This window comes from Nocardia sp. NPDC006630 (assembly GCF_040611495.1).
Lineage (GTDB): Bacteria > Actinomycetota > Actinomycetes > Mycobacteriales > Mycobacteriaceae > Nocardia.
The window spans coordinates 192834-217312 of the sequence record NZ_JBEXOK010000004.1 but is presented as its reverse complement, the minus strand read 5'-3'; the positions used below and the strand labels follow the sequence as shown (position 1 = coordinate 217312).

29 protein-coding genes and 1 pseudogene are annotated in these 24479 nt (G+C 66.6%); 20 read left to right on the top strand and 10 right to left on the bottom strand.

Annotated elements, in window-relative coordinates:
• Positions 1–123: 123 nt before the first annotated feature.
• The gene (locus ABZX86_RS12760; RefSeq protein WP_355122986.1) at positions 124–546 is read right to left on the bottom strand and encodes a helix-turn-helix domain-containing protein; all 423 of its coding nucleotides are present in this window, start codon (positions 544–546) and stop codon (positions 124–126) included.
• Positions 547–649: 103 nt separating this feature from the next.
• Between ABZX86_RS12760 and ABZX86_RS12755 the strand changes: the two genes are divergently transcribed.
• The gene (locus tag ABZX86_RS12755) at positions 650–1375 is read left to right on the top strand and encodes an SDR family NAD(P)-dependent oxidoreductase (RefSeq protein ID WP_355122984.1); all 726 of its coding nucleotides are present in this window, start codon (positions 650–652) and stop codon (positions 1373–1375) included.
• Positions 1376–1382: 7 nt separating this feature from the next.
• On the opposite strand, the gene ABZX86_RS12750 is transcribed toward ABZX86_RS12755, so the two are convergent.
• Entirely contained in the window at positions 1383–2810 is a 1428-nt protein-coding gene (locus tag ABZX86_RS12750) for an FAD-dependent monooxygenase (RefSeq protein WP_355122982.1), read from the bottom strand.
• A gap of 65 nt (positions 2811–2875) precedes the next feature.
• Between ABZX86_RS12750 and ABZX86_RS12745 the strand changes: the two genes are divergently transcribed.
• Positions 2876–3529, top strand: a complete 654-nt coding sequence (locus ABZX86_RS12745) for a TetR family transcriptional regulator (protein WP_355122980.1) — start codon at positions 2876–2878, stop codon at positions 3527–3529.
• On the opposite strand, the gene ABZX86_RS12740 is transcribed toward ABZX86_RS12745, so the two are convergent.
• From ABZX86_RS12740 to mftR, 3 genes are all read right to left on the bottom strand, one after another.
• Positions 3502–4170: a DUF6629 family protein gene (locus ABZX86_RS12740; RefSeq protein ID WP_355122978.1), complete on the bottom strand. Its 669-nt coding sequence runs from the start codon at positions 4168–4170 to the stop codon at positions 3502–3504. The two genes, ABZX86_RS12745 and ABZX86_RS12740, sit on opposite strands and share 28 nt — an antisense overlap.
• A 154-nt stretch (positions 4171–4324) precedes the next feature.
• Positions 4325–5074: a hypothetical protein gene (locus tag ABZX86_RS12735; protein WP_355122976.1), complete on the bottom strand. Its 750-nt coding sequence runs from the start codon at positions 5072–5074 to the stop codon at positions 4325–4327.
• 102 nt (positions 5075–5176) lie between these two features.
• Entirely contained in the window at positions 5177–5809 is a 633-nt protein-coding gene (gene mftR / locus ABZX86_RS12730) for a mycofactocin system transcriptional regulator (protein ID WP_355122975.1), read from the bottom strand.
• 112 nt (positions 5810–5921) lie between these two features.
• On the opposite strand from mftR, the gene mftA reads away from it, so the two are divergent.
• The 11 genes from mftA (at position 5922) to ABZX86_RS12675 (ending at position 16319) form a co-directional block, all read left to right on the top strand.
• Entirely contained in the window at positions 5922–6032 is a 111-nt protein-coding gene (gene mftA / locus ABZX86_RS12725; protein ID WP_355122973.1) for a mycofactocin precursor MftA, read from the top strand.
• Positions 6010–6303, top strand: a complete 294-nt coding sequence (gene mftB, locus ABZX86_RS12720; protein WP_355122971.1) for a mycofactocin biosynthesis chaperone MftB — start codon at positions 6010–6012, stop codon at positions 6301–6303. Before mftA ends, mftB begins: the two co-directional genes overlap by 23 nt.
• A gap of 16 nt (positions 6304–6319) precedes the next feature.
• Positions 6320–7546, top strand: a complete 1227-nt coding sequence (gene mftC / locus ABZX86_RS12715) for a mycofactocin radical SAM maturase (RefSeq protein WP_355122969.1) — start codon at positions 6320–6322, stop codon at positions 7544–7546.
• Entirely contained in the window at positions 7543–8235 is a 693-nt protein-coding gene (gene mftE / locus ABZX86_RS12710) for a mycofactocin biosynthesis peptidyl-dipeptidase MftE (RefSeq protein WP_355122967.1), read from the top strand. Before mftC ends, mftE begins: the two co-directional genes overlap by 4 nt.
• A gap of 439 nt (positions 8236–8674) precedes the next feature.
• Positions 8675–9484 (top strand): mycofactocin-coupled SDR family oxidoreductase, encoded by an 810-nt coding sequence (locus ABZX86_RS12705; RefSeq protein ID WP_355122965.1) that lies wholly within the window; start codon positions 8675–8677, stop codon positions 9482–9484.
• On the top strand, positions 9481–10944 hold the full coding sequence (gene mftF / locus ABZX86_RS12700) for a mycofactocin biosynthesis glycosyltransferase MftF (protein WP_355122963.1): 1464 nt from the start codon (positions 9481–9483) through the stop codon (positions 10942–10944). The genes ABZX86_RS12705 and mftF overlap by 4 nt, the downstream gene beginning before the upstream one ends.
• Positions 10944–12134, top strand: coding sequence for a pre-mycofactocin synthase MftD (gene mftD, locus ABZX86_RS12695; protein ID WP_355122961.1), 1191 nt, complete (start codon positions 10944–10946; stop codon positions 12132–12134). The genes mftF and mftD overlap by 1 nt, the downstream gene beginning before the upstream one ends.
• 69 nt (positions 12135–12203) lie before the next feature.
• The gene (locus ABZX86_RS12690; protein ID WP_355122959.1) at positions 12204–12803 is read left to right on the top strand and encodes a TetR/AcrR family transcriptional regulator; all 600 of its coding nucleotides are present in this window, start codon (positions 12204–12206) and stop codon (positions 12801–12803) included.
• 23 nt (positions 12804–12826) lie between these two features.
• Positions 12827–14416: an NAD(P)/FAD-dependent oxidoreductase gene (locus ABZX86_RS12685; RefSeq protein ID WP_355122957.1), complete on the top strand. Its 1590-nt coding sequence runs from the start codon at positions 12827–12829 to the stop codon at positions 14414–14416.
• Positions 14413–15258: a mycofactocin-coupled SDR family oxidoreductase gene (locus ABZX86_RS12680; protein WP_355122955.1), complete on the top strand. Its 846-nt coding sequence runs from the start codon at positions 14413–14415 to the stop codon at positions 15256–15258. The genes ABZX86_RS12685 and ABZX86_RS12680 overlap by 4 nt, the downstream gene beginning before the upstream one ends.
• A complete protein-coding gene (locus ABZX86_RS12675) occupies positions 15255–16319 on the top strand; it encodes an alpha/beta hydrolase (protein ID WP_355122953.1) in 1065 nt (354 codons plus the stop codon). The genes ABZX86_RS12680 and ABZX86_RS12675 overlap by 4 nt, the downstream gene beginning before the upstream one ends.
• 4 nt (positions 16320–16323) lie before the next feature.
• On the opposite strand, the gene ABZX86_RS12670 is transcribed toward ABZX86_RS12675, so the two are convergent.
• Positions 16324–16698: a cupin domain-containing protein gene (locus ABZX86_RS12670; RefSeq protein ID WP_355122951.1), complete on the bottom strand. Its 375-nt coding sequence runs from the start codon at positions 16696–16698 to the stop codon at positions 16324–16326.
• 80 nt (positions 16699–16778) lie between these two features.
• Here ABZX86_RS12670 and ABZX86_RS12665 point away from each other — a divergent pair, with 80 nt between their 5' ends.
• Positions 16779–17225 carry a MarR family winged helix-turn-helix transcriptional regulator gene (locus tag ABZX86_RS12665; protein WP_355122949.1) on the top strand — a complete coding sequence of 149 codons (447 nt, stop codon included), beginning with the start codon at positions 16779–16781 and terminating at the stop codon, positions 17223–17225.
• 80 nt (positions 17226–17305) lie between these two features.
• Positions 17306–17983, top strand: coding sequence for an APA family fibronectin-binding glycoprotein (locus ABZX86_RS12660; RefSeq protein ID WP_355122947.1), 678 nt, complete (start codon positions 17306–17308; stop codon positions 17981–17983).
• A gap of 1 nt (position 17984) precedes the next feature.
• On the opposite strand, the gene ABZX86_RS12655 is transcribed toward ABZX86_RS12660, so the two are convergent.
• On the bottom strand, positions 17985–18845 hold the full coding sequence (locus tag ABZX86_RS12655; RefSeq protein ID WP_355122945.1) for a GNAT family N-acetyltransferase: 861 nt from the start codon (positions 18843–18845) through the stop codon (positions 17985–17987).
• A gap of 136 nt (positions 18846–18981) precedes the next feature.
• On the opposite strand from ABZX86_RS12655, the gene ABZX86_RS12650 reads away from it, so the two are divergent.
• Positions 18982–19299, top strand: a complete 318-nt coding sequence (locus ABZX86_RS12650) for a hypothetical protein (RefSeq protein WP_327144233.1) — start codon at positions 18982–18984, stop codon at positions 19297–19299.
• 62 nt (positions 19300–19361) lie between these two features.
• Positions 19362–20444, top strand: a complete 1083-nt coding sequence (locus ABZX86_RS12645) for a crotonase/enoyl-CoA hydratase family protein (RefSeq protein WP_355122943.1) — start codon at positions 19362–19364, stop codon at positions 20442–20444.
• A gap of 16 nt (positions 20445–20460) precedes the next feature.
• Here the strand turns inward: ABZX86_RS12645 and ABZX86_RS12640 are convergent, their stop codons facing one another.
• On the bottom strand, positions 20461–20925 hold the full coding sequence (locus tag ABZX86_RS12640; protein ID WP_355122941.1) for a MarR family winged helix-turn-helix transcriptional regulator: 465 nt from the start codon (positions 20923–20925) through the stop codon (positions 20461–20463).
• Positions 20926–21001: 76 nt separating this feature from the next.
• Here ABZX86_RS12640 and ABZX86_RS12635 point away from each other — a divergent pair.
• Both ABZX86_RS12635 and ABZX86_RS12630 read left to right on the top strand, forming a co-directional pair.
• A pseudogene (locus ABZX86_RS12635) lies at positions 21002–21331 on the top strand (pirin-like C-terminal cupin domain-containing protein); the annotation flags it as partial.
• Positions 21332–21643: 312 nt separating this feature from the next.
• On the top strand, positions 21644–21952 hold the full coding sequence (locus tag ABZX86_RS12630) for an excalibur calcium-binding domain-containing protein (protein WP_327144229.1): 309 nt from the start codon (positions 21644–21646) through the stop codon (positions 21950–21952).
• A 101-nt stretch (positions 21953–22053) separates the two neighbouring features.
• On the opposite strand, the gene ABZX86_RS12625 is transcribed toward ABZX86_RS12630, so the two are convergent.
• Positions 22054–22275, bottom strand: a complete 222-nt coding sequence (locus ABZX86_RS12625) for a DUF3618 domain-containing protein (RefSeq protein ID WP_297611557.1) — start codon at positions 22273–22275, stop codon at positions 22054–22056.
• A gap of 158 nt (positions 22276–22433) precedes the next feature.
• Here ABZX86_RS12625 and bcp point away from each other — a divergent pair, with 158 nt between their 5' ends.
• Positions 22434–22907, top strand: a complete 474-nt coding sequence (gene bcp / locus ABZX86_RS12620; protein WP_355122939.1) for a thioredoxin-dependent thiol peroxidase — start codon at positions 22434–22436, stop codon at positions 22905–22907.
• 102 nt (positions 22908–23009) lie between these two features.
• On the opposite strand, the gene ABZX86_RS12615 is transcribed toward bcp, so the two are convergent.
• Positions 23010–24308 (bottom strand): hypothetical protein, encoded by a 1299-nt coding sequence (locus tag ABZX86_RS12615; RefSeq protein ID WP_355122937.1) that lies wholly within the window; start codon positions 24306–24308, stop codon positions 23010–23012.
• Between the last annotated feature and the right edge of the window lie 171 nt (positions 24309–24479).

Here is a 24479-nt window from a genome sequence, read left to right as displayed (position 1 = left end):
ATATCATTTCAGAAATGTCGGGATTCGCGCCCCCAATTCCTATGGCATCGAATCCCCGCGTATTCGACTTCCGCTCCCCCGTTGGCGTTGTGCGCATTCCACAGCAGCCCGGGAAGCGCCCGGTCAGTCCGATCTGGTTGGCGTCGAGGATGTTTCGCCGACGCGGGTGCGATTGCGATGGATCTCGTCGTGATGGTCGGAGGTCCATTCGATCAGGGCGGTGACTATGTCCAGCAGCCCTCGGCCCAGCGGGGTGAGTTCGTACTCCACACGCGGCGGCACCTCCGGATGAGAGGTTCTGGTCATCAATCCGTCCTGGGTGAGCTGACGCAGGGTGAGGGTCAGCATGCGCTGGGAGATACCGGTTACCGCATGGTGCAGGTCGGTGTAGCGCAGCGGGCCCTCTTCCAGGACGGCGATCACCAGCAGACTCCACTTGTCCCCGACACGGTCGAGCACCTGGCGAATGGAAACCAGCCGTTCGGCCGAGAGACCGGCACACGGCCCGATGACGGCTGCGGACTCGGATCCGGGCTTGACCTTCATTGCGCACATTCCCCTCCGGCACAGACATGAATGTGCCTTTTGTACGGACCTCCATTCTGGCCCATTCTGATGCTCCGCACAAAAAGTAGGAAATGGGGTTCTCATGTCGAAAGTGATTGCGGTCTTCGGAGCGGGCACCGGGCTCGGGGCGTCGGTCGCCCGGCGTTTCGGGAAGGAAGGTTTCCGAGTCGCCCTCGTAGCGCGGCGCAAGGACCGCCTCGAAGCACTCGCCGAGGAACTGGCCGGCGACGGCATCGAGGCGGTCGCCTTCGCCGCCGATCTGTCCGACCCCGCGCAGGCGCCCGCACTGATCGCGGAGATCCGTCAGCGCTTCGGCCGTATCGACGTCGTCGAGTACGGACCCATTGGCGTCGACCAAACCTTCACTCCCGCTGCCGAACTCGATGCCACGATCATCGCGGGCCTGGTTCCGCTGCTACTTCTCACCCCGATCGAGGTGGTCCGCGCGCTGCTGCCCGAATGGACCGAACGCGGGGACGGCGCTTTCCTGCTGACCAACGGTTACACGGCCGTGGAGCCGCTGCCGAAACTCAGCGGACTCGGCCCGGTCATGGCGGCGGCGCGCAACTACGTGTACTCGCTGCACGGTGAGCTGGCCGAGGCCGGCATCTATGCGGGCACGCTGGCCATCGCCGCCTTCATCGCTCGCAGCGAGATCGCCGAATCGAACTCGATCACAACGGAATCGGAGTTCCCCGTGGTGGATCCCGACGACCTCGCCGAGCACTACTGGTCCATGTACGTCGCCCGCGATCGGATCGAGCAGATCCATCCCGAGAACCCGGGCCTGCATCCCGCCGCGCAGTAACCGAGCCTCAGCCGAACCAGCGGGTGAGAGCGGTTTCGAGTGGTTGATCGTCGGCGGCAGACCAGGCGATGTAGCCGTCGGGGCGGATCAGGACAGTATCGAATTCCGTATCGGCCTTGGCCGTGACGTGATCGACCCGGTCGGCCCAGCCGTCGATCGATCTCGGGGTGTCGTCGAGCGAGAGCAGTAGGCCGCGACCGGAATGCAGTAGGCAGCTCACCCTGGTCGGGCCGTCCGGAGTGGTCAGGTCCAGGTCGATCATGCGCGGGCCGACTCCGGAGTACTGGATGTCGAGGCCCGACATCAGGCCTGAGATGAAGTGATTGGATTCGGGCAGCCGGAGCAGATCGGTGAACATGTCGCGGACCGCGGCAAGGTCTTCGTCCTGGCGCGGGTTCATGATCACGCTCTGTGCGCGGGTGGTGCGCAGTACCCGCGCGGCAACCGGGTGGCGCTCGGTGTGATAGCTGTCGAGCAATCCGCCGGGCGCCCAACCCCGCACTGCCGCAGCGAGTTTCCAGCCCAGATTGACGGCGTCCTGGATGCCGAGGTTCACGCCCTGGCCACCGATCGGCAGGTGGATGTGCGCCGCGTCCCCGGCGAAGAGCACCCTCCCCTCCCGATAACGCTCGACCTGCCGGGTGGCGTCGCTGAACCGGGATGCCTCGCGCAACTCGCCCAACCGCGTCTCGGGGCCATATACCGCCTGCAGCGCTTCGTCGACTTCCGCTGCGGTGACCGGTGTTTCGCGATCGGGCGCCGCGCTGCCGAGCTTGCCGAATATCAACCGATACAGACCACCCTCGAGGGGGTGCAGGATTCCGAGGAATCCGGCAGCGTGCTTGATGTACCGGCTGAAGTGTTCGGACGAATTGCTGACCGCCTCGGATCGGGACGCGAGGGTGAGGTCCGCGACCACCGAGGACATCGTGCCCGCGGTGCCGGGGAATGGGACACCCAGCAGTTTGCGAACCGCACTGTGCCCGCCGTCGCAGGCGACGAGATAGCTGCCGTGCATATCGCCGACGGTGACACCACCGGCATCCTGTTCGATGGCCGACACCTCGTATCCGCGCAGCACCGGCACACCCCGGTCGACGAGGCGCTGTTCGAGAAATGCCTCCAGCCGGGCTTGCGGAAGGGAGACCGGATACGGATGCCGGGTCTGCCACGACCGGCAGTCCAATTCGACTGGGAGACCGGCGAAGTGGCCGCCGAACTGACCGCGGTGCAGCGCGCGGTCGAGGAGCGGATCCAATAATCCACGCAGGTCGAGCACCTCCGCGGTGCGTGGTTGCAGCCCGCCCGCCCAGGACTGCGCACTACGTGTGCGCTGCTTTTCCAGCACCACGACCGGCACTCCGGCCAGGGTGAGTTCATTGGCCAGCATCAGCCCGGTCGGACCGGCTCCCACCACAATCACTTCGGTCTGCACGTCATCCTCCAAAGTAGACTCGATGCAAGAATACACTCGATCTACTAATGCGCTAGAGTCATCGCATGACCGAACCGATGGGATTGCGGGAACGCAAGAAGGTGCGCCTGCGCGAGACGATCGCGGCCACGGCGATCCGCATGTTTCTCGAATCAGGGTTCGATCAGGTCTCCATCACCGATATCGCGCGCGAGGCCGAGGTCTCCCGGCGCACCCTGTTCGCGTACTTCCCGACCAAGGAAGACCTTGTCCTGCAACGGTTCGCCGACCACGAAGAAGAAGCGGCGAGGACGGTCCGGGCCCGGCCGGCCGATCAGCCCCTCGATGCCCTGCGGGAAGCGCAACTGGACGCACTACGGCGGCGCGATCCGAACTCCGGCCTGAACGACGACCCCGAGATCATGGCCTTCCTCCAATTGATCAGCGGCACCGAAACTCTCGCGGCACGGCTGCAGCGCTACACCTCACGCGGGGTGGATGCGTTGGCTGATGCGTTGCGCGAGAAGGATTTCGATCCGCTCACCGCGCGCCTCATCGCCGCCCAGGTGATCGTGGTGCAGCGGGAACTCGCCTTCCTGAATCACCGACGCCTCGTCGAGGGCGAGTCGGCCGCGGACCGCTACCCTGAAGCGGTCCGAGCCGCCGACCACGCGTTCGATCTACTGCGCGACGGCCTGGGCACAGGTCGGCGTCAAGGGTTCAAGGGAACCAGCGGCTGACCGTGGTAGCGATGCGGATCGGGGAGTCGGCGGCGGCGCACCATGTGCACGAGCACCAGTACCGACATTATGGCCGCGTAGACACACCACAGTGATGCGAAGGCTTGGACGTACAGCGCGGCGGCCACGACCAGGCCGATCAGGTTGAGAACCCCGAACGCGACGATCGAGGGGTATCCGGACATGAGTGCCGGTCCGATGACGGCAACAACATAGAGGGTGGCCCATACAGGCATGTTCTGTGCGCCGGTTTGATAGGCCAGGCAATACGGATGCGAGGTCACGCCAACCGGATCGGTGATGAGGACGACCGTGAAATAGGTCGAGACGACCGCGCCGAGCACGACGAAAGGTGCCACGCGCAGACGAGCTCCGCGCGGTTCGAGCATCAATATCGAGAGCGGAAAGAGCGTCGGTAGCAGCGGTAGCGCAATCAGGAGATAGGCGAATACCGCCGCGTGCTCGAGTCCGGCCGAAACGTGGCCGTTCAATCCCGCCCAGACAATGGATTCGATGTACTGGTGCAGCGCGAATATCGCCGGCAGCAATGCGAACGGCAACTCACGCCAGTGTTTCACCTCTCGCAGCGACAGTGCGGCGACCGGCAGCAACGCGGTACCGGCGACCAGGTCGGCGGTCATCGAGAAGCACATGGCTGAGTGTTGCACAGTTCTTGTTCACCAGCGGTGACCTGGCGCGCGTGTGCACAACCTCCAACTCTCCTGGCGGTCAACGATTGTGACGCACTGCCGCCCCGGTCGGCGTCGAGCCGAGGCCGGGGCGGCGGTCCGGGCGTCAGCTGGTGAGAGCCTTCAAATCGGCTTGAAGAGCGGCGAGGTCGAAGCCTTCGGGGCTGCGGCCGGCGGTGAGGAGTTCGGTGGAGAGATATACGAGGGCTTCGTCGCAGTAGCGGGCGTAGAACTCGGGGGTCATTTCCTGAATTCGACCCCAGGTGATGACGGAGAAGAGGCCGCCGCGCCGGGCCACGACCGGGACATAGTGTCCGCCGGAAATTTCGGGCGTGCCGGACTGCACATCCCAGGGCTTCCGATTGCTGAATTCCTGCATGGCATAGGCGGGGAACTGGAAGCCCATCCCGGCAGCGCCGAAAATATAAGCGGCTGCGGCGAGTTGGGCGGCGTCGCCGGGAGTGAGAGCCACATATGCGCCCACGCGATGGCGCTGACCGGCGGAGTCTACGACGCCGATGCGGCGGCGGTAGGACGCGGCGGCCTGCACATCGGTACCGACATCGGTCTCCGGCCGCTTCGGATCGTAGCCGGTGATTGCCGAGTAATCGGATTCCACTGCGGCGGTGTCGAATTGGACGGTATGACCGGCCTCCCCCGCCCAGACCATGGTCTCGTGCGCCGCACCCGCCAGCACGCAGTCGCCGACGGTGTCGTTGCCGAGCATCCCGTAGTCGGGGACGAGCTGCTCATGACCGAATTCGGCCGGAATATCCGGCAGCACACTGGAATCGAGATAGGTCGACAGCTTCAGCTGCACAGCGTCGGGCCGAGCAGGTAGTTTTCCGAACTTCATGAACAGCTGCCCCTCCGTGGTGCGCTCGCCGTCCGGAATGACGGGCGTGACCGCGCTGCCGATGAAGATACCGGCCGCGAGCGGGGTCAGCGCACTCAGCGATTACCGCTGCGCCCCGGCCTCGGCGGCGGCCGGAGCGAACCCGGCGCTCAAGGCCCGCAGCGCGAGATCCAGATACACGGTGAGGTCGCTGTCCGCACTGATCACCCAGCGATCGAAGGCCGCGCGGCAGACGGCGAGGGTGGCCCGCCCGATCGCCAGCGGGTACAGCCCGTCCGCGGGCTGACCCATACGGCGGGCGGCGAATTCGCTGACGGCCCGCTCCCACGCGTCGTAGTGGGGTCCGGCGCTGGCCTGAGCCCCGGGCGCGGTGCCGAGCAGATTCATGCGGGCGCGCAGTTCGGGCGCGTCCTGGGCGAGATACACATTGGCGGCGACCACCACCTGGCGGATCGCGTCCATGAGCTCGACCTCGTCGGGCACCTGGCTGAAGGCCAGCCGCAAGCGCTCGACCTCGCCGTCGAACTGGTACCAGAGCACAGCCGATTTGGACTCGAAGTAGCGGAAGAACGTCCGGCGGCTGATGCCCGCCTCGGCGGCGATCTGCTCGACCGTCGTCTCCTCGAAGCCCTGTTCGGTGAACAGGCGAATCGCGATCAGCTCCACCGCGCGCGGACTCGTTCCCAGCGGTCGGCCGCGGCGCGCGGGTGCGCGGTCTTGCTCGTCGGGAGTCACCAATGTCCTCATTTTCGGCCGGGGTCTTGATTCTGTCACACGGTGCCGTTAATGTCCGAAACCATATCTGTCACACAGTGCCGAAATTGGCACCGCGCTCGAAGGAGTTCGTATGAACGACGAATCCACCCACGCTTCCCTCGAACAGTCGGCTGCGGATGTCATCGCCGAAGAGGTTCTGGTAGAAGAGGTTTCGATCGATGGCATGTGCGGTGTCTACTGAGGCGCCGGGCTTCGACCTGGACGCCCCCTGGGGATTGCACCCGAAGGTGTCGATCCGGCCGGAGCAATTCGGGGCGCTGCTCTATCACTTCGGCACCCGGCGACTGTCGTTCTTGAAGAGCCCCACCCTGCTGCGGGTCGTCGACCGCCTCGATACCGAGCCCAGCGCCCGCGCGGCCTGCCTGGCCGCCGGGGTGTCGGAGCAACAGCTGCGCACGTACGCCACTGCGCTTGCCACGCTGGCCGATTCGACGATGATCTGCCCACGATGATGAAAGGCCGACAGCAATGACCCTGGCTGCGGACCCCGCCGGATCGCTCGTCGATCAATTCCAATTCGGCCTCACGGCCCCCATCTGCCTGACCTGGGAACTGACCTACGCCTGCAATCTGTCCTGCGTGCACTGCCTGTCGAGTTCGGGGCGGCGCGATCCGCGCGAGCTGAGCACCGAGCAGTGCAAGGCCGTCATCGACGAGCTGGAACGCATGCAGGTCTTCTACGTCAATATCGGCGGCGGCGAACCCACGGTGCGGCCCGACTTCTGGGAACTGGTGGACTACGCCACGCAGCACCACGTCGGAGTCAAGTTCTCCACCAATGGCATCAAGATCACGCCGGAGGTGGCGCGCCGCCTCGCGGGCAGCGATTACGTCGATGTGCAGATCTCCCTCGACGGTGCGACCGCCGAGATCAATGACGCGGTGCGCGGCGCGGGTTCGTATGCCACCGCACTGCGCGCCATGCAGAATCTGGCCGATGCCGGATTCCGCGATTTCAAGATCTCGGTCGTGATGACCAGGCAGAACATCGGTCAACTCGATGCGTTCAAGGCCATCGCCGATCGATTCGACGCTCAATTGCGCATCACCCGGCTGCGCCCGTCCGGCCGCGGCGCCGATGTGTGGGACGAGCTGCATCCGACCGCCGGACAGCAGCGCGAACTCTACGATTGGCTGCTCGCACACGGTGAAAAGGTGCTGACCGGCGATTCGTTCTTCCACCTGGCCGGGTACGGCGAAGCGCTGCCGGGACTGAACCTGTGCGGCGCGGGCCGGGTCGTCTGCCTGATCGATCCGGTCGGTGATGTGTACGCCTGCCCGTTCGCCATCCACGAGAACTTCCTGGCGGGCAATGTCCTCGACGCCGGGGGCTTCGAAAAGGTCTGGCAGAGTTCGGATCTGTTCACCGAACTGCGCGGGCCGCAGACCGGCGGCGCCTGCACCTCGTGCTCGGCCTTCGATGCGTGCCGGGGCGGATGCATGGCCGCGAAGTTCTTCACCGGACTGCCCCTAGACGGCCCGGATCCGGAGTGCGTCAAGGGTTTCGGCGCCACCGCACTGTCCATGCCGACCATCCCAGATCGGCCGAAGCCGTCGCTGGATCACTCGCATCGCACCCGCAAAAGCGTTCCGGTACAGCTCGGCTGGGGACCGCCGGACCGCATCGTCCCCGATCGCGCCTGCGATGAGAACCCGCTGGCAGGATTCACCCCCGCCGTCCCGATCGGCCGATGATGGCTCTGCTCGCCGAGCTGACCTCACCCGAAATCGGCTTGCACGCAACCACTTCGGTGCTGGCGATTCCGATCGGATCGACCGAGCAGCACGGCCCGCACCTGCCGATGTCCACCGACACCGATATCGCCGCGGCCCTGTGTGAACGGCTCCGCAGCGCCCGCGACGACGTCCTGGTGGCACCGGCACTCCCCTACGGCTCCTCAGGCGAGCACGCCGGATTCCCCGGCACCCTCTCGATCGGGCAGACCGCCCTGGAACTGCTCATCGTGGAGCTGTGCCGCTCGGCCTTCGACACGTTCGACCGGGTCCTGCTGGTCTCCGCGCACGGCGGCAACAACGAACCGCTCACTCGTGCGGTCCGGCTGCTGCGCTCCGAATCGCGAGACGTCCAGCTGTTCTGCCCGCGGTGGGCAGGCGATCCGCACGCCGGGCACCAGGAGACATCGTTGATGCTGACGCTGAAACCCGAACTCGTGCACATGGATCGCGCCGTACTCGGCGATCCACGCCCGCTCCCCGAGATCATGCCTCTGCTGCGTTCCGGTGGCGTGCGCGCCGTCACCGAGACCGGCGTTCTCGGCGACCCGACCGCCGCCGGAGCCGAGGCCGGCCGCCGCCTACTCGAAACCCTCACCGCCGCACTGCTCGACAGCGTCAGTGCCTGGCTCGAACCGGCAATGCCGTGATGACGCGAACAGTCACCGCCGGCGCGCGCGATATGGCCGACTACCTCGCGAGCAGCCGTACCGAGCCCGGTACACGCTGCGCCCCGACCGCTGCGGGCCTTCCGAAGCCCGCTCTGGCGCAGCGCCCGACGACACGCCACCACGCTCGAGTCAGAGGTGCCATAACTCGACGGGGAGCTGCGGCGGGTATGGCCGCCGTGAGCGTGACTGTTGCGGGCGTGGCTGTTGCGAGCGTGACTGCCGCGAACGTGGCTGCCGCGAACGTGGCTGTTGCGGGTATGGCTCCCGCGAGCGTGACTGTTGCGGGTATGGCTCCCGCGAACGTGGCTGTTGCGGGTATGGCTCCCGCGAGCGTGACTGTTGCGGGCGTGGCTGTTGCGAGCGCGGCTGTTGCGAGCGCGGCTGTTGCGAGCGCGGCTGCGGCGTCCAGTGAATCGGCGTGGCCGTGAGCGGGCGGGTGGCGGTGGTGACCGGTGCGGCGCGCGGTATCGGGGCGGCTACGACAATGGCGCTGATCGCGGCTGGGTGGTCGGTGCTGGCGGTTGACTGCGTGGCGGACGATTCGGCGCTGCCGTATCCGATGGCTACGGAGGCCGATCTCGATGACGTGGTCGCGCAGGGTCGTGTGCTCGCCGGGGATTCGGGGCGGATTCACCGCTACCGCGCGGACGTTCGGGATTGTGATGCCCTTCAGGCGGCCGTGGACGAGGCGCAGCGGCGCTGGGGGCGGATGGACGCCGGAGTTGCCTGCGCCGGTGTGATCGCCGGTGGTGTTCCGCTGTGGGAGATGCCGGAGGCGCAGGAGCAGGCCGTGCTCGATGTCAATCTCGGTGGGGTGATATCTCTTGCGCGGGCAGTGATTCCGGCGCTGCTACGGCAACCGGAACCGCGTTCTGGGCGCTTTCTGGCCGTCGCTTCCGCGGCCGCGACCAGCGGGCTGCCGATGCTGGCGGCCTACTGTGCCGCCAAAGCGGGTGTGGCCGGGCTGATTCGGGCGCTGGCCGTCGAGCTGGGTGGCACCGGCGTCACCGCCAATGCCGTCAGTCCGGGGTCGACCGATACCCCGATTCTGGCCGAGAGCGCACGGCTCTACGACCTCTCCGGCCCTACGGCCTTTGCCGCACAGCAGCCGATCGGGCGACTGCTCGACCCTCGGGAGATCGCGGCCGCGCTGGCCTTCCTCGCCTCCCCCGCCGCCAGTGGCATCACCGGCGCGGTGCTGCCCGTCGACGGCGGGCTGGCGCTGTGAATACCGTTCTGCCGCACGGCTTTCGCCTTGCGATCGATGCCGACACCGTGCAGGTCGACACCGATACCCTGCGCGGCGGATCGCCGGTGAAAGTGCTGCGGCTGTCACCGCGGGGACGCAATGCGTGGGCCGAATTATGCAGCGGCCCGGTGCGTTCCGCTGCCGGAGCAGCTCTGGCACGCCGGCTCACCGATGTGGGCCTGGCGCATCCACGACCTCCGGTACCGGACACCGCCTACTCCGTGACCGTCGTCATCCCGGTCAAGGATCGGGCGGTGATGCTGCGGCAATGCCTGGCGTCACTCGGCGGGGCGTATCCGACCGTGGTGGTGGACGATGGCTCGCAGGATCGAAATGCATTGGCGGACATCGCCGAAACCCATTCGGCCACCGTGGTGCGTCGTTCGCGCTGCGGCGGCCCCGCCGCGGCCCGAAATACCGGTCTGGACTCGGTGAGCACAGACTTGGTCGCGTTTCTCGACAGCGACTGCCTCGCCACCGCGGGCTGGATCGAGAAACTCGCCCTGCATTTCGCCGACCCGCTGGTGGCAGCAGTCGCTCCGCGCGTCCTTACCCTGGATTCGACAACGCCGGCCGGACGCTACGGCGAGGTCGCGGGCAGCTTGGATATGGGTGCCGCCGAGGGCCGCGTACTACCGGGTTCCCGCATCTCGTACGTCCCCAGCGCCGCGCTCATCGTGCGCCGAGACGCGTTGCGCGACATCGGCCTATTCGACGAGGGCCTGCGCTTCGGCGAGGACGTGGATCTGATCTGGCGGCTGCACGAGGCAGGTCTGCGCATCCGCTACGAACCGGCCGTCCAGGTGCATCACCGGGAGCCGCAGCACTGGCCGGAATTGCTGGCCAGGCGATTTCACTACGGAACCTCGGCAGCGCCACTGGCGCAACGACATCCGTATGCCCTGGCTCCGCTGGTGGTGCATCCGTGGCACACCGCCACCGTGCTCGCCGCAGTCACCGGACGACCGGCGCCGACCGCCGTAGCTTTCGGACTGTCGCTGTGGGCAACCCGAAGCGCGCTGCAGCGGGCCGGGCTGCCGGCCACGGACACGCTCGCGACCACCGGAACGGGCCTGCAGCAGGCCTGGCTCGGCCTGGGACGCTTCATGATTCAGTTTGCCGGACCCGTTCTGGCCGCACTGCTACTCCGCGGTCCAGACAGTCCGGTACAACGCCGGCTGAGCAGTGCGGCCGTCGCATCACTGCTCCTGGGCGCCCCACTGACCACGTATTTCCAGCGTCGACCGAGGCTGGACCCGATTCGCTTCGTACTCGGGCAGCTCGCCGACCACGCCGCCTACGGCGCGGGCGTCTGGGCGGGTTGCCTCCGATACCGCACCACCGTGCCGCTCCGGCCGACCCTCGCTCGAACGCCCCGCCGAATCGGCGCTGCGACAGCACAATCGGCCGCACATTCGACAATGAAGGGATCCAAGTAATGGCCAACCTCTGGTTCGAGACAGTGGCCGAGGCGCAACGCCGAGCCGAACGCCGCCTGCCGAAATCGGTGTACGGCGCACTGATCGCCGGCTCGGAATCCGGAATCACCCTGCGGGACAATATCGCGGCCTTCGGCGAGCTCGGTTTCGCACCGCATCTGGTCGGTCAGACCGAGCATCGGGACCTGTCCACCACCGTGCTCGGACAGCGAATCTCCCTGCCGGTCATCATCTCTCCGGTCGGTGCGCAGGCGATTCACCCCGATGGCGAGGTGGCCGTCGCACGGGCGGCGGCCGCCCGCGGCACCCTGGTGGGGCTGAGTTCGTTCGCGGGCAAATCCGTGGAGGAGGTCGCCGCCGCGAATCCCCGTACCCTGCTGCAGATCTACTGGTCCGGCGACAAGGACCAGTTGCTGCAGCGGATGGAACGCGCGAAGGCCGCCGGGGTTGTCGGCCTGATCGTCACGCTGGACTGGTCGTTCAGCCACGGCCGCGATTGGGGAAGTCCGGCCATCCCGGAACGGGTCGACCTCAAGGCTCTCATCCACTACGGTCCGCAGGCGCTCACCCATCCGCGCTGGCTGTCGACCTTCGTCAGATCCGGTCGCATCCCCGATCTCACGGTCCCCAATATGGGCATCCCCGGCCAACCCTCGCCGACCTTCTTCGAGGCCTACGGGGAATGGATGCAGACCACTCCGCCCACCTGGGACGATATTCGGTGGCTGGTCGAACAGTGGTCGGGCCCGGTACTTCTCAAGGGCGTCATGCGCGTCGACGATGCCAAGCGCGCGGTCGATACGGGCGCGGCGGCGATCTCGGTCTCCAATCACGGCGGCAATAATCTCGATACGACACCCGCCTCGATTCGAGCGCTGCCCGCGGTCGCCGCGGCGGTGGGCGACCAGATCGAAGTGGTGCTCGACGGCGGTATCCGGCGCGGCAGCGATGTGGTGAAGGCGCTCGCGCTCGGCGCCCGCGCGGTCATGATCGGGCGGGCATACCTCTGGGGTCTGGCCAGCGCGGGTCAGCCGGGTGTCGAGAATGTGCTCGACATTCTCAGCAGCGGCATCGATTCCGCGCTGCGCGGTCTGGGCCGCAGCAGTGTGCACGAGCTGACTCCGGACGACCTGGTCATTCCACCCGGATTCGGCCGGGAACTCGGCGCCGACCGAAATATGTTGGCGTAACCGAGAATACGAATCCGTTCGAGGATTGGGCATTGACCGCCTTGAACACTTTGACGTAATATGTTCAACATGAACAACGCGATGGAGCGTACGGCAACCGAAGACTTTCCGAATGACTTGGTTGCCGGTGCTGCGGAGTGTGTTCAGCGATTCGGTGTCCGCGGGTTCCGGCTGACCGATGTCGCCAAGGCCGCCGGGGTATCCCGCGGAACGGTGTACAACTGCTTCGGCGATAAGGAAACCGCGCTCAATGCGGGCCTGGCCTATATCTGCGATGCATTCATCGACGGCTTGGCGACCATTGTCGAACCCCGGGTCACCCTGCGTGATCAGGTAGGCGCAGCGGTCGCCATGATCTACGAGCACATGAATACTCCGCAGGTGCTCGCTCCCCCGCTGCGCACCGAGAGCGTCATCGCGATTCTCCTGGAGCACTACGGCGAAAACCTCGTCTACCGCTGGGCCGGATTCTGGGCCCCCCTCGTCATAGCCGCACAGGAACGCGGCGAGGTCGACAGCGCAATGAATCCCATGCATGCCGGCGATTGGATCGTCCGGGTATTGCTCAGCTTGGAAATACTCCCGTCTGTCGTGCTCGGCTTCGACAGTGCGGACGATATGGCGCGGCACACCAGCGATCTCTTGATCAATGGACTTGCCCCGCGCTGATCACGTGGAAGGATGTACAACGGATGGCAAGTGACTATTTCGAAGTCGCCATCATCGGGGCCGGACCGGGCGGAATAACCGCCGCGCACTATCTACAGCGCGCTGGCCTCACCAATTTCGTCATACTGGAGCGCGCCGATGATTTCGGCGGAAGCTGGCGGGACAATTTCTATCCCGGCCTCGCCGTCGATGTGCCGACGCTGTTCTACCAGTTCCCGTTCGCCCGAAAACCGGACTGGTCCAGGCTCTTTCCCGAAGGGCCGGAGATCCAGCGCTACAACCGGGATGTCGCACAGCGCCTCGGCCTCTACGCGCACTTCCGCGGAGGTGCGGCGGTGGAGCGCGAGGTCTGGGATGACCGGAATCAGGTCTGGGTGCTGGATATCGCAGGGCAGGAACCGGTTACGGCACGGTTTGTCATCAATGCGATGGGCGGGTACATCAATCCCAAGTCCAGCGATCAGATACCCGGCACCGGCGATTTCACCGGCACCATCCTGCGCCCCAACGCATGGGATCCCGAATACAGTTGCGCCGGAAAGCGAGTGGCGCTGATCGGCACCGGATCGAGCTCGGTGCAGATACTTTCGGCAATCGCGGGCGAGGCCGAGTCGGTCGACGTCTACCAGCGGACACCGGCCTGGATTCTGCCCAAGCCGGATTCCGAGATCTCCGCGCGGGTGCAGAAGGTACTGGCGCTGCCCGGTGTCGTCGCAGCGCTCAACGGCGTCGTGCTGGCACTGATGGAGTTGCCGCTGCAGCTCATTTGCAATGTGCTGCCGAAACTTCCGCGCTCGCTGCTCGCGGCGGTCCTGCCGCAGTACGACAAGATCTGGCGGTCGGTGTACCGGCTGCTGCTGCGCCGGGAGGTCGCGAATCCGGTCGACCGCGCGGCGCTGGTCCCCGGCTACGGAATCCTCGCGAAGCGACCGATTCTGAGCAGCACCTTCTTCCCGGCGCTGGCTCTGCCGTCGGTAGCGCTGATCACCGATCCGATCGAACGTGTGACCACCGCGGGCATGCGCACCACGGACGGCGTCGAGCGGCCCTACGACCTGATCGTGATGGCCACCGGCTACGAATTGTTCACCGATCCGGAGGCGTACCGCACCGGAAAGATCGTGGGCGCATCCGGACTCGATCTCGCAGAAGACTACCGGCGCAATGGATTACGCAGCTACGGTGGCAGCGCCCACTCCGGCTTTCCGAACCGGTGGTCCCTGGTCGCTCCGCAGGGTTATGTCGGCGTCGCCTGGCACACCTTCATCGACCTGACCGCACGGCATGCCGTCCGCATCATTTCCGAGGCCACCCGGCGCAGAGCCACCGTGGCGCAGGTGCGGCCCGCGGCCTTCGAGCGCTGGGTGGGGCGAATGCGCCGCAACGAGAAGCTGATTCGCACCTACACCGTCGACTGCAATCCGGGACTCCGGACCTACTTCGTCAACTCACAGGGTGACGCGGTCTACTACCGCCCCCAAACCATCAGTGGCGCTTGGTGGTTCAGCAGGCGTTCGCCGCTCAGCGACTACGAGTTCACCCGCGGGAGCCGAATCGGCGCTCCCGCATCACAAGATCAATCGGATCGACAAGAAATCGAGGCACGTGCATGACCGTCGCAGCATCCGGCGTTACGCCGCAAGAGAAGACGCTGACCGGAAAGGTCGCCTATGTGACCGGTGCGGCGCGCGGCCAGGGCCGTTCGCACGTGCTGAGTCTGGCCCGGGCCGGGGCGGACATCGTCGCCGTAGACGCCTGTACCAATACCGAGTTCAGCGGGTATTCGATGGCCGAGGCGGAGGATCTCGCGGAGACCGCGCGGCTGGTCAAGGCCGAGGGCGGCAATATCCTGACCAAGCAGGTCGATGTTCGCGATCTGGAGGGTCAGCAGAACGCGGTGGCCGAGGCCATTGCCCAGTTCGGGCGGCTCGACATTGTGGTGGCCAATGCGGGCGTGTGCAGCTGGGGCCGGCTCTGGGAGATCTCGGCGGAGCAGTTCGCCGAAACCGTCGATATCAATCTGACGGGCGTCTGGAACACCATCAAGGCGACGGTGCCCGCCATGATCGAGGCCGGAAACGGCGGCTCGATCATGACCATCAGCTCTTCGGCCGGCGTCAAGGCGCCTCCGGGCTGCGGCCATTACGCCGCAAGCAAATTCGGCGTCGTGGGCCTGACGAAGTCGCTCGCGATCGAGCTCGGTGAATACGGCATCCGGGTGAATGTGCTGCTCCCCTACGGCACCAATACCCCGCTCGGCAATGACACCTCGATGTACAAGATGTTCGAGCAGTACCCGTCCTACGTCTACAGCTACACGCCGAACCTGCTCAAGGCAGACGGCCTCGTCGAGCCGGAAGAGATTTCGGATGTGGTGGTGTGGCTCGCGGGCGACGGGTCCCGGGTTGTCACCGGCACCCAGATTCCGGTCGACAAGGGGTTCCTGGCCCGGTGATCACACAGCGCAGCGCCCCGGCGCCGGGTGTGGATCGGATCGCCAGGGCGCTGCTGCGCGGTTCCTCCCGCCTACTGAAAGCCGTGCGGCCGCAGGCCTTCCGGAACTTCGATGTGGTGATCGACGGCCAGACCCTCGATCCCGGCCTGCAGCGGGCCATGGGATTGTTCAGCCTGATGCCGCGAAAGCCCATGGGCGACATCCCTCTTCGCTACTCCAGAGCGGCGATGAACTTCGGCGGCCGCATACTCGGCCGCGCACTGCCGCAGCGCCGAGTCGAGAATCTGGAGATCGACGGGGACGGCGGCCCGATCCCCGCCCGGTTGTACACACCACTCGAGTTGTCCACCGGCGGCGCTCTCATCGTGTTCTTCCACGGTGGCGGCTGGACGGTAGGCAGTATCGACGCCTGCGACAACGTCGCCCGCTTCCTGGCCGATCGCTCCGGATTCCCGGTGCTCTCGGTCGGCTACCGCCTCGCCCCCGAGCATCCGTTCCCCGCGGCCATCGACGATGCGATGTCGGCGTACCGCTTCGCCCGCGAGAACGCCGAATCGCTCGGCGCCCTGCCCGAACGCATCGTCGTCGCGGGCGAGAGCGCTGGTGGCAATCTGGCGGCGGTCGTCTCCCAACAGGCCACCGCGGCAGGCCTTCCGCCCGCTTTCCAACTCCTGTTCTGCCCCATCACGGACGTCTCCCGCAAACGCCGCTCGTATGCACTCTTCTCCGACGGCTACGTCCTGACCGAGGCGCACATGGATTGGTTCCGGGACAACTACCTGCCGAACCCCGTGCACGCCAACGACCCCCGGGCCTCCCCGCTCCTCGCGCCCACCTTCACCGGACTCCCGCCCACCTACGTCGCGGTCTCGGGTTTCGACCCCCTCCGCGACGAAGGCGAGGAGTACGCCCACCGCCTCCAACAGTCCGGCGTCCAAGTAGCTCTCCGCCGCCACCCGTCCCTGATCCACGGCATCATCTATGGCACCGCCTTCGGCGACACCGGCCGCTCCGTCCTCCTGGAAGCCATTGGCGCACTTCGCTTCGCGCTCGCCCAGTAGGAGCTCAGTTGACCCAGGGCGGGTTCACGATGGTGCCGTCGGGGAGTTCGCCGGTGAAGCCGACGGCCGCGGTGACCATGACAACGGCGGGGGCCGCGGCCGGATTGTCCAGGCGGATGGTGGATCCGGCGGGGGCGACGGCCGCGTCGCCGGGGGTGAGGGTGGTGGACTCGCCCTGGATGGTGAGGGTGAGGGAGCCTTCGAGGAGGACGAAGGCTTCTTCGCGGTGGATTCGGTGGGCTACGCCCTGGATGCCGGGGGCGATTTCCAGGCGCCAGACGCAGAGTTCGGCGCTGCCGGTGGCCGGCCGGACCAGCGGGGTGAAGGTGGAGCCGTGCATCTGGTGGGACTCGATGTCTGCGGTGCGGATTACCGGCATGTTCAACACTTCCTTTAGTCAACTTGCTTGTCTATATGGTCAAGCTTGTTGACTTTCTTGTCAAGTGTCAAGATGCACACATGCCCGCACCCGCCCAGGATTTGCCGATGCTGCTGCTCGCGGCCGCCGCCGAGGTCACCGATGCCATCGATCGCGGGGTGGTCGCGGCCGGGTTCACCGATGTGCGGCCCACGCACGGCTTCGCCTTCGTGCGGATGGTGCCGGACGGTGCGACGGTGGGTGAGATCGCCGAGCATCTGGGGGTGACCAAGCAGGCGGCCAGCCAGCTGGTCGATGAGCTCGTCAAAAGGGGTTATGCCGAACGCAATCCGCATCCGCACGACGCGCGGGCGCGCTTGATCACGCTCACCGAGCGGGGCTGGGCGTGCACCCGCGCCGCCGATGCCGCCGCGGCGCAGTTCATCGAGCGCTGGGCGCGGGCGCTGGGACCGGCCGCGGTGGTCGAACTGCGGAATATGCTCGCGCACGTCGTCACGCCCGGCCGGGTCCGACCGTCGGGCTGGTAGCCCGATCGTGATCATCCCGTCCGGCGCGCCGCATCGGCCGCTATAAATCCTCTGACCAGCACTGTTGTTAGCGTCGCGGGGTGGAACCGAACCAGGTGTGGCCTCCGGAACCCGCCGCCTCGCTACCCGGGCCCGACGTCTCCGAGATCTCCGAATCGACCGTATCGCCGCGCACAGCGCGCGGGGTCATCGCGCTCTGTGTCGTCGCCCTGGTCGCGTCGCTGGCGGGCATCGGCTATTCGGCGTTCTTGCAATTACGCCGCTCCCACGACGAGGCCAACCGCACCGTCAGCCGTGCGGCGGGCCTGAGCTTCGTCACTCCTGACGGGTGGCAGCTGATGCCACAGGAGAGCGACGACGAGCACCTGGTCTTCGGGCAGGTCGCCCTGCAGCGGTCCAGGGGCGGCGACGGCATGATCCTGCTCGGCAAGCTCGACCGATCCCTCTTCGCCGCAGCGGAATCCGATGACACCCGGGCCGCCTGCGCACTCGGCTCCGGGATGGGCGAGTTCTTCTTCCCGGACTCCGGCAAGCGGGTGGACACCGAAACCCTCGACCTGGAAGGCCGTGAGGTCGCCGGCGAGTCATGCTTCTACCGCATCTCCTTCGACACCGCTTCCAGCCCCGAGGCCGAGATCTATTCCGCCGTAGTCCAATCCGGCGACCGGCGCTGGTGGGTCAGCTGGATCGGCGATGCCAAGGCGCCGGTCGACAAAGCCGCCGCCGAGCAGTTGGCCGAATCCATTCGCCCGCTATAGCTCAGCCGAGTTCGAGCGTGGTGACGCCGAAAACCTTGTCCTGACAGTGGGATCTGACCGGCCCGGTATACATGCGCGCCGTTTCGAAACTCGGCTTCAGGCCCGCTTCTTCGCACAGGCGGACGGCGGAGTGGTTGCGCAGCGGGGCATCTACGGCCACGGAGGCTCCGCCGGCCTGTGCGGCCAGTGCGGCGAGCAGCTGCCGGGCGGTATCGGCGTCGTCTGCGAACAGGGGTCCGATCCGGTGGGAATCCCTTGCGGGACGGACTGTTCCGAAACCCGCCAGGTTCCCGTCCACAATGCGCACCAGCGTCCGATATCCCGGGTTACCGAGCCAGGTGCGCAGGAATTCGGGGCGATTGGCTGGGAGGCAGGCGGAGTCGTAGTCGTGCACGGCGGCGGCATCGGCGGCGGCCATGACCCGCACGGTTCCGTCCGGCGGCGGAAGATCCGGGATGCCGACGAAACGTGCTGTGTGGTAGGCGAGTTCGAAGCCACTGCGGCGGTAGTTGCCCTGCTGATCCGGGACACCGTCGAGGCCGACAGTGCGCCCGCCCGCGTGTGCGAGGCCCGCGTTCCAGGTGGCGATTCCCAGCCCGCGACCGCGCAGCTCCGGTCGCACCAGGTAGAACCCCAGGAATGCGAAGTCATCGCCGTAGTTGACCACCGAGACCGCGGTGGCAGGCTCCCCGCGCACGCGGCCGAGGAAGAAGCCGCCGGGATCCTGTGCGAAAAAGGCCGCGGCATCACGTAGTCCGGGGTTCCAGCCCGCCGCGGCGGCCCATGCGGTGACGGTTGTCCAGTCCTGCGGAGTGGCTCGTTCGATAACGAGCTGGTCGGCGCTGGCGGCGGCATCCGGCATGGGTTTCACGGTAACCGCCGAGGACCCGCGCCGGTGCCGGAAAGCCGCCGGAGAGCCCGGCGAACTACCTGCCGGCCGGCGCCCGGCGCTGCGGTAGGGTCGGCTGGACATAGTGGACTACCTGCGGGGATGCGATATGGCCGACTACGCGCACTCCGATCATGCGAGCCGTAGCCGCGAGGACAAGGCTCGACGATTGGCGGCATTCATCTGGGCTCGCGGTATCAGCGGGCCGGAATTGCTGGCCTTGCCGCCGACGCAGCGGCGCAAGCTGGCCCGGGCCGCCGATACCAATCCGCCCAGCACGGATGAGACGTGGCAGGCGGTGGCGGAACTGCTCGTCGAGAAGGACGGCTGGGCGGCGCGTAATCCGGAGCATCCGGCGGCGCAGCGGGAGCATGCCGACGAGAAGATCCTCTGGGTGAAGCCGCCGATCCGGCCGTGGGGCGCCTGAATCACCTCGCTCTACCCCGCCGGGTCTTGACAGCAAGAAATGAACGGGGGTTCACTGCTTGGGTGTCAGCCGAATCCGAACGCCCCGCCACACCCTCCGGCAGCAGTCCCTCCGGACCCTCCGAGCAGCACGCCGGGACCCGCCCCGCCGCCTGGCGTGACGACCTCACCGGCGGCGCGGACTCGCTCTTCACCGGCCGCCCGCAGCCCGAGGGCGAAATCACCGGCCGCACACTGACTTACGAGGTGACCGGCCGCATCGCGCGCATCACCTTCAATCGCCCGAAGCAGGGCAATGCCATCACCTCGGACACCCCGATCGAGCTGGCGGCCGCCGTCGAGCGCGCCGACCTGGATCCCCGGGTGCACGTGATCGTGCTGAGCGGGCGCGGTAAGGGCTTCTGCGGCGGGTACGACCTGTCGATCTTCGCCGAGAATGGTTTCGCGCCTCCAGAGGGCGCTCAGCCCACCGAGGGCACCGTGCTCGATCCCGTGGTGCAGGCGCGCAATCACAATCCCTGGGGCACTTGGGATCCGATGGTCGACTACGCCATGATGTCGCGCTTCAATCGCGGCTTCGCGAGCCTGCTGTACGCCAATAAGCCGACGGTGGCCAAGGTGCACGGGTTCGCCATCGCGGGCGGCACCGATATCGCGCTGTACGCCGACCAGATCATCTGCGCCGACGACGCCCGCTTCGGCTACCCGCCCACCCGCACCTGGGGCATTCCGGCGGCGGGCATGTGGGCGCACCGGGTCGGCGATCAGCGCGCCAAACGACTGCTGTTCACCGGCGACAGTCTCAGCGGCAAACAGGCGCAGGAGTGGGGCCTGGCCATCGAGTCCGCACCCGCCGATCAGCTCGACGAGCGCACCGAGGATCTGCTGCAACGCATTTCGCAGGTCCCGATCAATCAGCTGATCATGGCGAAACTGGCACTCAACAGCGCACTGCTCAACCAGGGCGTGGCGAACTCCGGCATGATCAGCACGGTATTCGACGGCATCTCCCGCCACACCCGCGAGGGATACGCCTTCCAATTACGCGCCGCCACAACCGGTTTCCGCGACGCCGTCCGCGAGCGCGACGAGCCCTTCGGCGACTGGAAGCGCGCACAGTTCGACAAGCCCGCGACCGAAAGCTGAGCAGCCGGTACCGCTTTCAGCCGATGCCGGATACGTCGGTGCGTTCGACTTCGACGACCACCTTGTCGGCCAGTGAGCGCACGGCCTCGGCTTCGGCCTCGGTCAGTTCGTCGATGAAGAGCCGCCGTACCAGCTCCACATGGTTGGGTGCGGCGGTTTCCAGGGCGCGGCGACCGGCATCGGTCAGGCGCACTTCGCGGCCGCGGGCATCGTCGGCGGCCTGGCAGCGGTCGATGAGTCCGCGGGTGGACATGCGCGAGAGGTGCTTCGAGAGCCGGCTCTTGTCCCAGCAGATCTCCGCACCGAGCTCCTTGGCGCGCAATTGCCCGCCGGCGGCCGAAAGCGCCACCAGTACTTCGTAGTCCGACATCGACAGGCCGTCCTGTGCGAGACCGGTCGCCAGTGCCGCGTCCAGCCGCTGCCGCATGCGAATGAACGACTGCCAGGTCGCCTGTTCCTGTTCACTCAGCCAGCGGGTCATGGAATACATAGTATCCCCCCTTGGTTGACATGGACACCAAAGGCGAGCCTGGTCACTTCGAGCACCGGCACCCGAGTGGCCGCAACAGTTCACCGCCATGGTCTACGTGGCCTCTGGCAGCGGCACGGTCGGCGTGGAGCGCCGCCCCGTCACCGCCGGACAGCTGGTGGTGCTCGGCCGTGGTGAATCCCTCACGGTCGCGGCCGACGCACACCAGGACACGCGCACCGGAGATATGGAGGTCCTGCTGCTGGGCGGCCAGCCGATTCGGGAGCCCGTCGTACAGCACGGCCCGTTCGTCATGAACACGCGGCAGGAAATCATCGACGCCATCGAAGATTTCCAGGCTGGGCGCATGGGACATGTTCCGGCGGAACATCTTCGCGGCAGGCGATTGGGCGAATAGGAGTTCGGCCGGTGTGATCGCGGTGGATCTGCAGGAAACTCTGCGAGTCCTCACAGGATGTACGGCCCGGCGTCACGATACAGTGACTGCCACAGGACAAATGGGACATGTTCCAGCGGAACATATCCCGTCGGCGGTCCGTCGCATGGCTATTTACCTGGATGAATAGCCATACCGGTTGACAATGCAACGTTCCGCCGGAACTGTAGACGCCGGACCCGTACCGGCCACCGTGCCGCACCACCGCGGCAAGGGTGGCATCCGCGCCGAATCGGGCCGCCACCAACCTATTGCGCCGACATTGAGGAATACATGAACGTTCGCCGGCTTCTCGTCACCGCCAGCGTCGCGGGACTGACGACTCTTGCAGCCCCCGCCGCCCTCGCCCTCGCCGATGGCCCCGTGCCGACCGGGTCGTCCGGTACCGGTTCCTCGGTCATCGACACCGGCTCGGGCGCGACCGGTTCGGCCAATCTCGCTCAGACCGGTTCCGCGGGCGGCCAGTTCCGCAACTGCGACGAAGCCCGGGCAGCCGGTCGCGCGCCGCTGTTCCGCGGTGAGCCCGGTTACGGTCCGAACCTCGATCCCGACGGCACCGGAATGGCCTGCCCGACAGTCTGATCCGGTCTTGCTGATTATCGAAAACGAAGAAACACCCGGCGCCGCATCGGCACCGGGTGTTTCTTTGTACTGCTCAGCTCAGCGCTGACTACTCGCCTCGCTCAGCGGAAGATCTTGACCAGCACCAGCGTCACGATCAGCGCACCCGCGCCGATCAGGCTGTATTTGATCTTCGGCTCATTCACCTTCGCGATCAGCGCATGCTTGGTGTTGTCGGCCAATCGCTGCGGATCGGCCCGCACCGCCAGTTCGTCGAGGGTGCTGGCGAGCCGGCTCCGTGCGGCCTCGATCTCCCGCTCGATCGCCTCGGTATCTCTGGCCACGTCACACTCCTGTCTGCAAGCCGCGCTCAGCGGCACTGTCGTCTCGAGGTCGCTCGCGCGTCGGTCGTCAGGAATCGCTCAGCGCGTCCGGGTACGAGCCGACCTGCTGTGGAGTGTATCGCTCACATCGCGTCGGACCGGTCTACTACGGTGGCGGCATGACCGAGAACCCCCGACTCAGTCCCGGCGATACCGCGCCCGCCTTCACCCTCTCCGATGCGGACGGCAAGGAGGTGTCGCTCGCCGACTACCGCGGCCGCAAGGTGATCGTGTATTTCTACCCGGCCGCGAGCACGCCCGGCTGTACCAAACAGGCCTGCGACTTCCGCGACAGCCTGGCCGAATTGAACGAAGCCGGGCTCGAAGTCCTCGGCATCTCCCCCGACAAGCCCGCCAAACTGGCCAAGTTCCGCGATGCGGAGGGTCTGACCTTCCCGCTGCTCTCGGATCCGGATAAATCCGTACTGCTCGCATACGGCGCGTTCGGTGAGAAGACCATGTACGGCAAAACCGTCACCGGAGTGATCCGCTCCACCTTCCTGGTGGACGAGAACGGCAAGATCGAGGTGGCCCAGTACAACGTGCGCGCCACCGGACACGTCGCGAAGCTGCGCCGCGACCTGTCGGTATAGCCGCACAACAGGAAGAGTCCCGACCCCCAACCCGGGCCGGGACTCTTCCACCTCGACACAGCCGCACTGCCGAGACCCGGTTCCCCTGACGGGGATCCAGTTCTAGACGCCGCGCGGCAGCATCTGCGCTGCTGCCCACTGCAGCATCATGTTCCAGTGGTTGTCCCACCACTTGCTGAACTCCGGCGTGTTCAGCGCGGGCGGTGCGTTCTCACCCGAGAAGAGGCCGGTATCGGTGAGCGCGGCCGCGTGTGTCGGCGCGGGCAGGATGGAATCCTGATACAGACCCGTCTCCGGCTCCGGCTGTGACTTCACCAGCGGTTTGGACGGACGCCAATGTCCCGCATCTGGATTCGTGGGACCCCAGTTCATGGCCGCCGGATCGATGGTGATCACATCCGGCGCCTGCGGGGGCTCCGGCACGGTCTGCTCCGAGACCGGTGCGCTCACATCGGACGGCGTGGCCGGAGCACCCGGCTGACCGTCCGCGGGATTGCCCGCCGATCCGGTTTCGACACCGGGCTGTGCGACCGGATGGTCACTGCCACTGGTGCGCGCGTCCGCGGAGACCCGGGAATCGGTCAGCATCGGTTCGGGCACCGACTTCGAATTACCGCTGGCCGCATACACTCCGCCGGCGACGAGACCACCCGCGAGCACACTGGCCGCGGCGAAAAGCGCGGCGGTACCCCGGGCGCGGCGAATGCGCTCGGCGGCCTCGCCCGCGTACTCGGCCTCCGGCATGGCCGACAGCGCCGCGCCGATGGCCGGTGCGGCCGCGGCGACGGAGCACGGAATGACTGGTGCGCCGAAACCGGCCTCCAGCGCCGCCTTGACCGCGGGTTCGCCTGCGGCGGAACCGATCAGCACCACCGCGTCCGGCTTCACACCGGCCGCGTCGAACTGATCCCAGGCGGCCGTCACGGCGGCCCGCATGGCCTCCTCCGTGGTACCGCCGCCGGTGAGCGACACCGCCGCGAGCACCCGGTTGCGCCCGGAATCGATGAGCGAGAACGCCTGCGAACCCGGCACCACCTCGCAGATGGCGAGATCGTCGAATTCGTCCACCCACGTCATGGCGCGCGCCACGGACAGGTGCGCGGCCTTCGCGGAGACCAGTGAGGCCTCCCGCCACGGCCCCGAGGCCAGGCGGGTGACGATGGCCCGGCGCTCGGCGGCATCGCGGTAGGCGACGGCCGCACCCAGAATTTCCCGATCCGGGCCGAGCTTGCCCGCGATCTCCTCCAGCACCAGTTCGACCGCGGCGGCCAGATCGGCCTTCGTCTCACCGGTGATCTTCTCGACGCGTTCCATGACCACGCGTTCTGGCAACTTGTCACCGTCATCGGCGAGTGCCACGGCGCGCACGGTACCGCGCTCGGTGGCAACGCCGATGGTCACCGCGGAACGAACAACAGCAGGAGCAACCACAGATCAGCCTTCCAACGTCGTCGTGCTTTCAGTGAAATGAACCCCGATAGGTCAAACGACCCGGTGGTGAAATCAGCCCTGAGACATGCAGCTGAGAAGCAGCTGCGATGAAGGTTCGTCACCATTCCCGGCGCGGATGGG

What these genes read in the sequence shown, in the direction of transcription:
- ABZX86_RS12760 (WP_355122986.1), bottom strand. Translation starts at nt 546, where the DNA reads ATGAAGGTCAAGCCCGGATCCGAGTCCGCAGCCGTCATCGGGCCGTGT.
- ABZX86_RS12755 (WP_355122984.1), top strand. Translation starts at nt 650, where the DNA reads ATGTCGAAAGTGATTGCGGTCTTCGGAGCGGGCACCGGGCTCGGGGCG.
- ABZX86_RS12745 (WP_355122980.1), top strand. Translation starts at nt 2,876, where the DNA reads ATGACCGAACCGATGGGATTGCGGGAACGCAAGAAGGTGCGCCTGCGC.
- ABZX86_RS12740 (WP_355122978.1), bottom strand. Translation starts at nt 4,170, where the DNA reads ATGACCGCCGACCTGGTCGCCGGTACCGCGTTGCTGCCGGTCGCCGCA.
- ABZX86_RS12735 (WP_355122976.1), bottom strand. Translation starts at nt 5,074, where the DNA reads ATGAAGTTCGGAAAACTACCTGCTCGGCCCGACGCTGTGCAGCTGAAG.
- mftA (WP_355122973.1), top strand. Translation starts at nt 5,922, where the DNA reads ATGAACGACGAATCCACCCACGCTTCCCTCGAACAGTCGGCTGCGGAT.
- mftB (WP_355122971.1), top strand. Translation starts at nt 6,010, where the DNA reads ATGGCATGTGCGGTGTCTACTGAGGCGCCGGGCTTCGACCTGGACGCC.
- mftC (WP_355122969.1), top strand. Translation starts at nt 6,320, where the DNA reads ATGACCCTGGCTGCGGACCCCGCCGGATCGCTCGTCGATCAATTCCAA.
- mftE (WP_355122967.1), top strand. Translation starts at nt 7,543, where the DNA reads ATGATGGCTCTGCTCGCCGAGCTGACCTCACCCGAAATCGGCTTGCAC.
- mftD (WP_355122961.1), top strand. Translation starts at nt 10,944, where the DNA reads ATGGCCAACCTCTGGTTCGAGACAGTGGCCGAGGCGCAACGCCGAGCC.
- ABZX86_RS12690 (WP_355122959.1), top strand. Translation starts at nt 12,204, where the DNA reads ATGAACAACGCGATGGAGCGTACGGCAACCGAAGACTTTCCGAATGAC.
- ABZX86_RS12685 (WP_355122957.1), top strand. Translation starts at nt 12,827, where the DNA reads ATGGCAAGTGACTATTTCGAAGTCGCCATCATCGGGGCCGGACCGGGC.
- ABZX86_RS12680 (WP_355122955.1), top strand. Translation starts at nt 14,413, where the DNA reads ATGACCGTCGCAGCATCCGGCGTTACGCCGCAAGAGAAGACGCTGACC.
- ABZX86_RS12670 (WP_355122951.1), bottom strand. Translation starts at nt 16,698, where the DNA reads ATGCCGGTAATCCGCACCGCAGACATCGAGTCCCACCAGATGCACGGC.
- ABZX86_RS12665 (WP_355122949.1), top strand. Translation starts at nt 16,779, where the DNA reads ATGCCCGCACCCGCCCAGGATTTGCCGATGCTGCTGCTCGCGGCCGCC.
- ABZX86_RS12655 (WP_355122945.1), bottom strand. Translation starts at nt 18,845, where the DNA reads ATGCCGGATGCCGCCGCCAGCGCCGACCAGCTCGTTATCGAACGAGCC.
- ABZX86_RS12650 (WP_327144233.1), top strand. Translation starts at nt 18,982, where the DNA reads ATGGCCGACTACGCGCACTCCGATCATGCGAGCCGTAGCCGCGAGGAC.
- ABZX86_RS12640 (WP_355122941.1), bottom strand. Translation starts at nt 20,925, where the DNA reads ATGACCCGCTGGCTGAGTGAACAGGAACAGGCGACCTGGCAGTCGTTC.
- ABZX86_RS12630 (WP_327144229.1), top strand. Translation starts at nt 21,644, where the DNA reads ATGAACGTTCGCCGGCTTCTCGTCACCGCCAGCGTCGCGGGACTGACG.
- bcp (WP_355122939.1), top strand. Translation starts at nt 22,434, where the DNA reads ATGACCGAGAACCCCCGACTCAGTCCCGGCGATACCGCGCCCGCCTTC.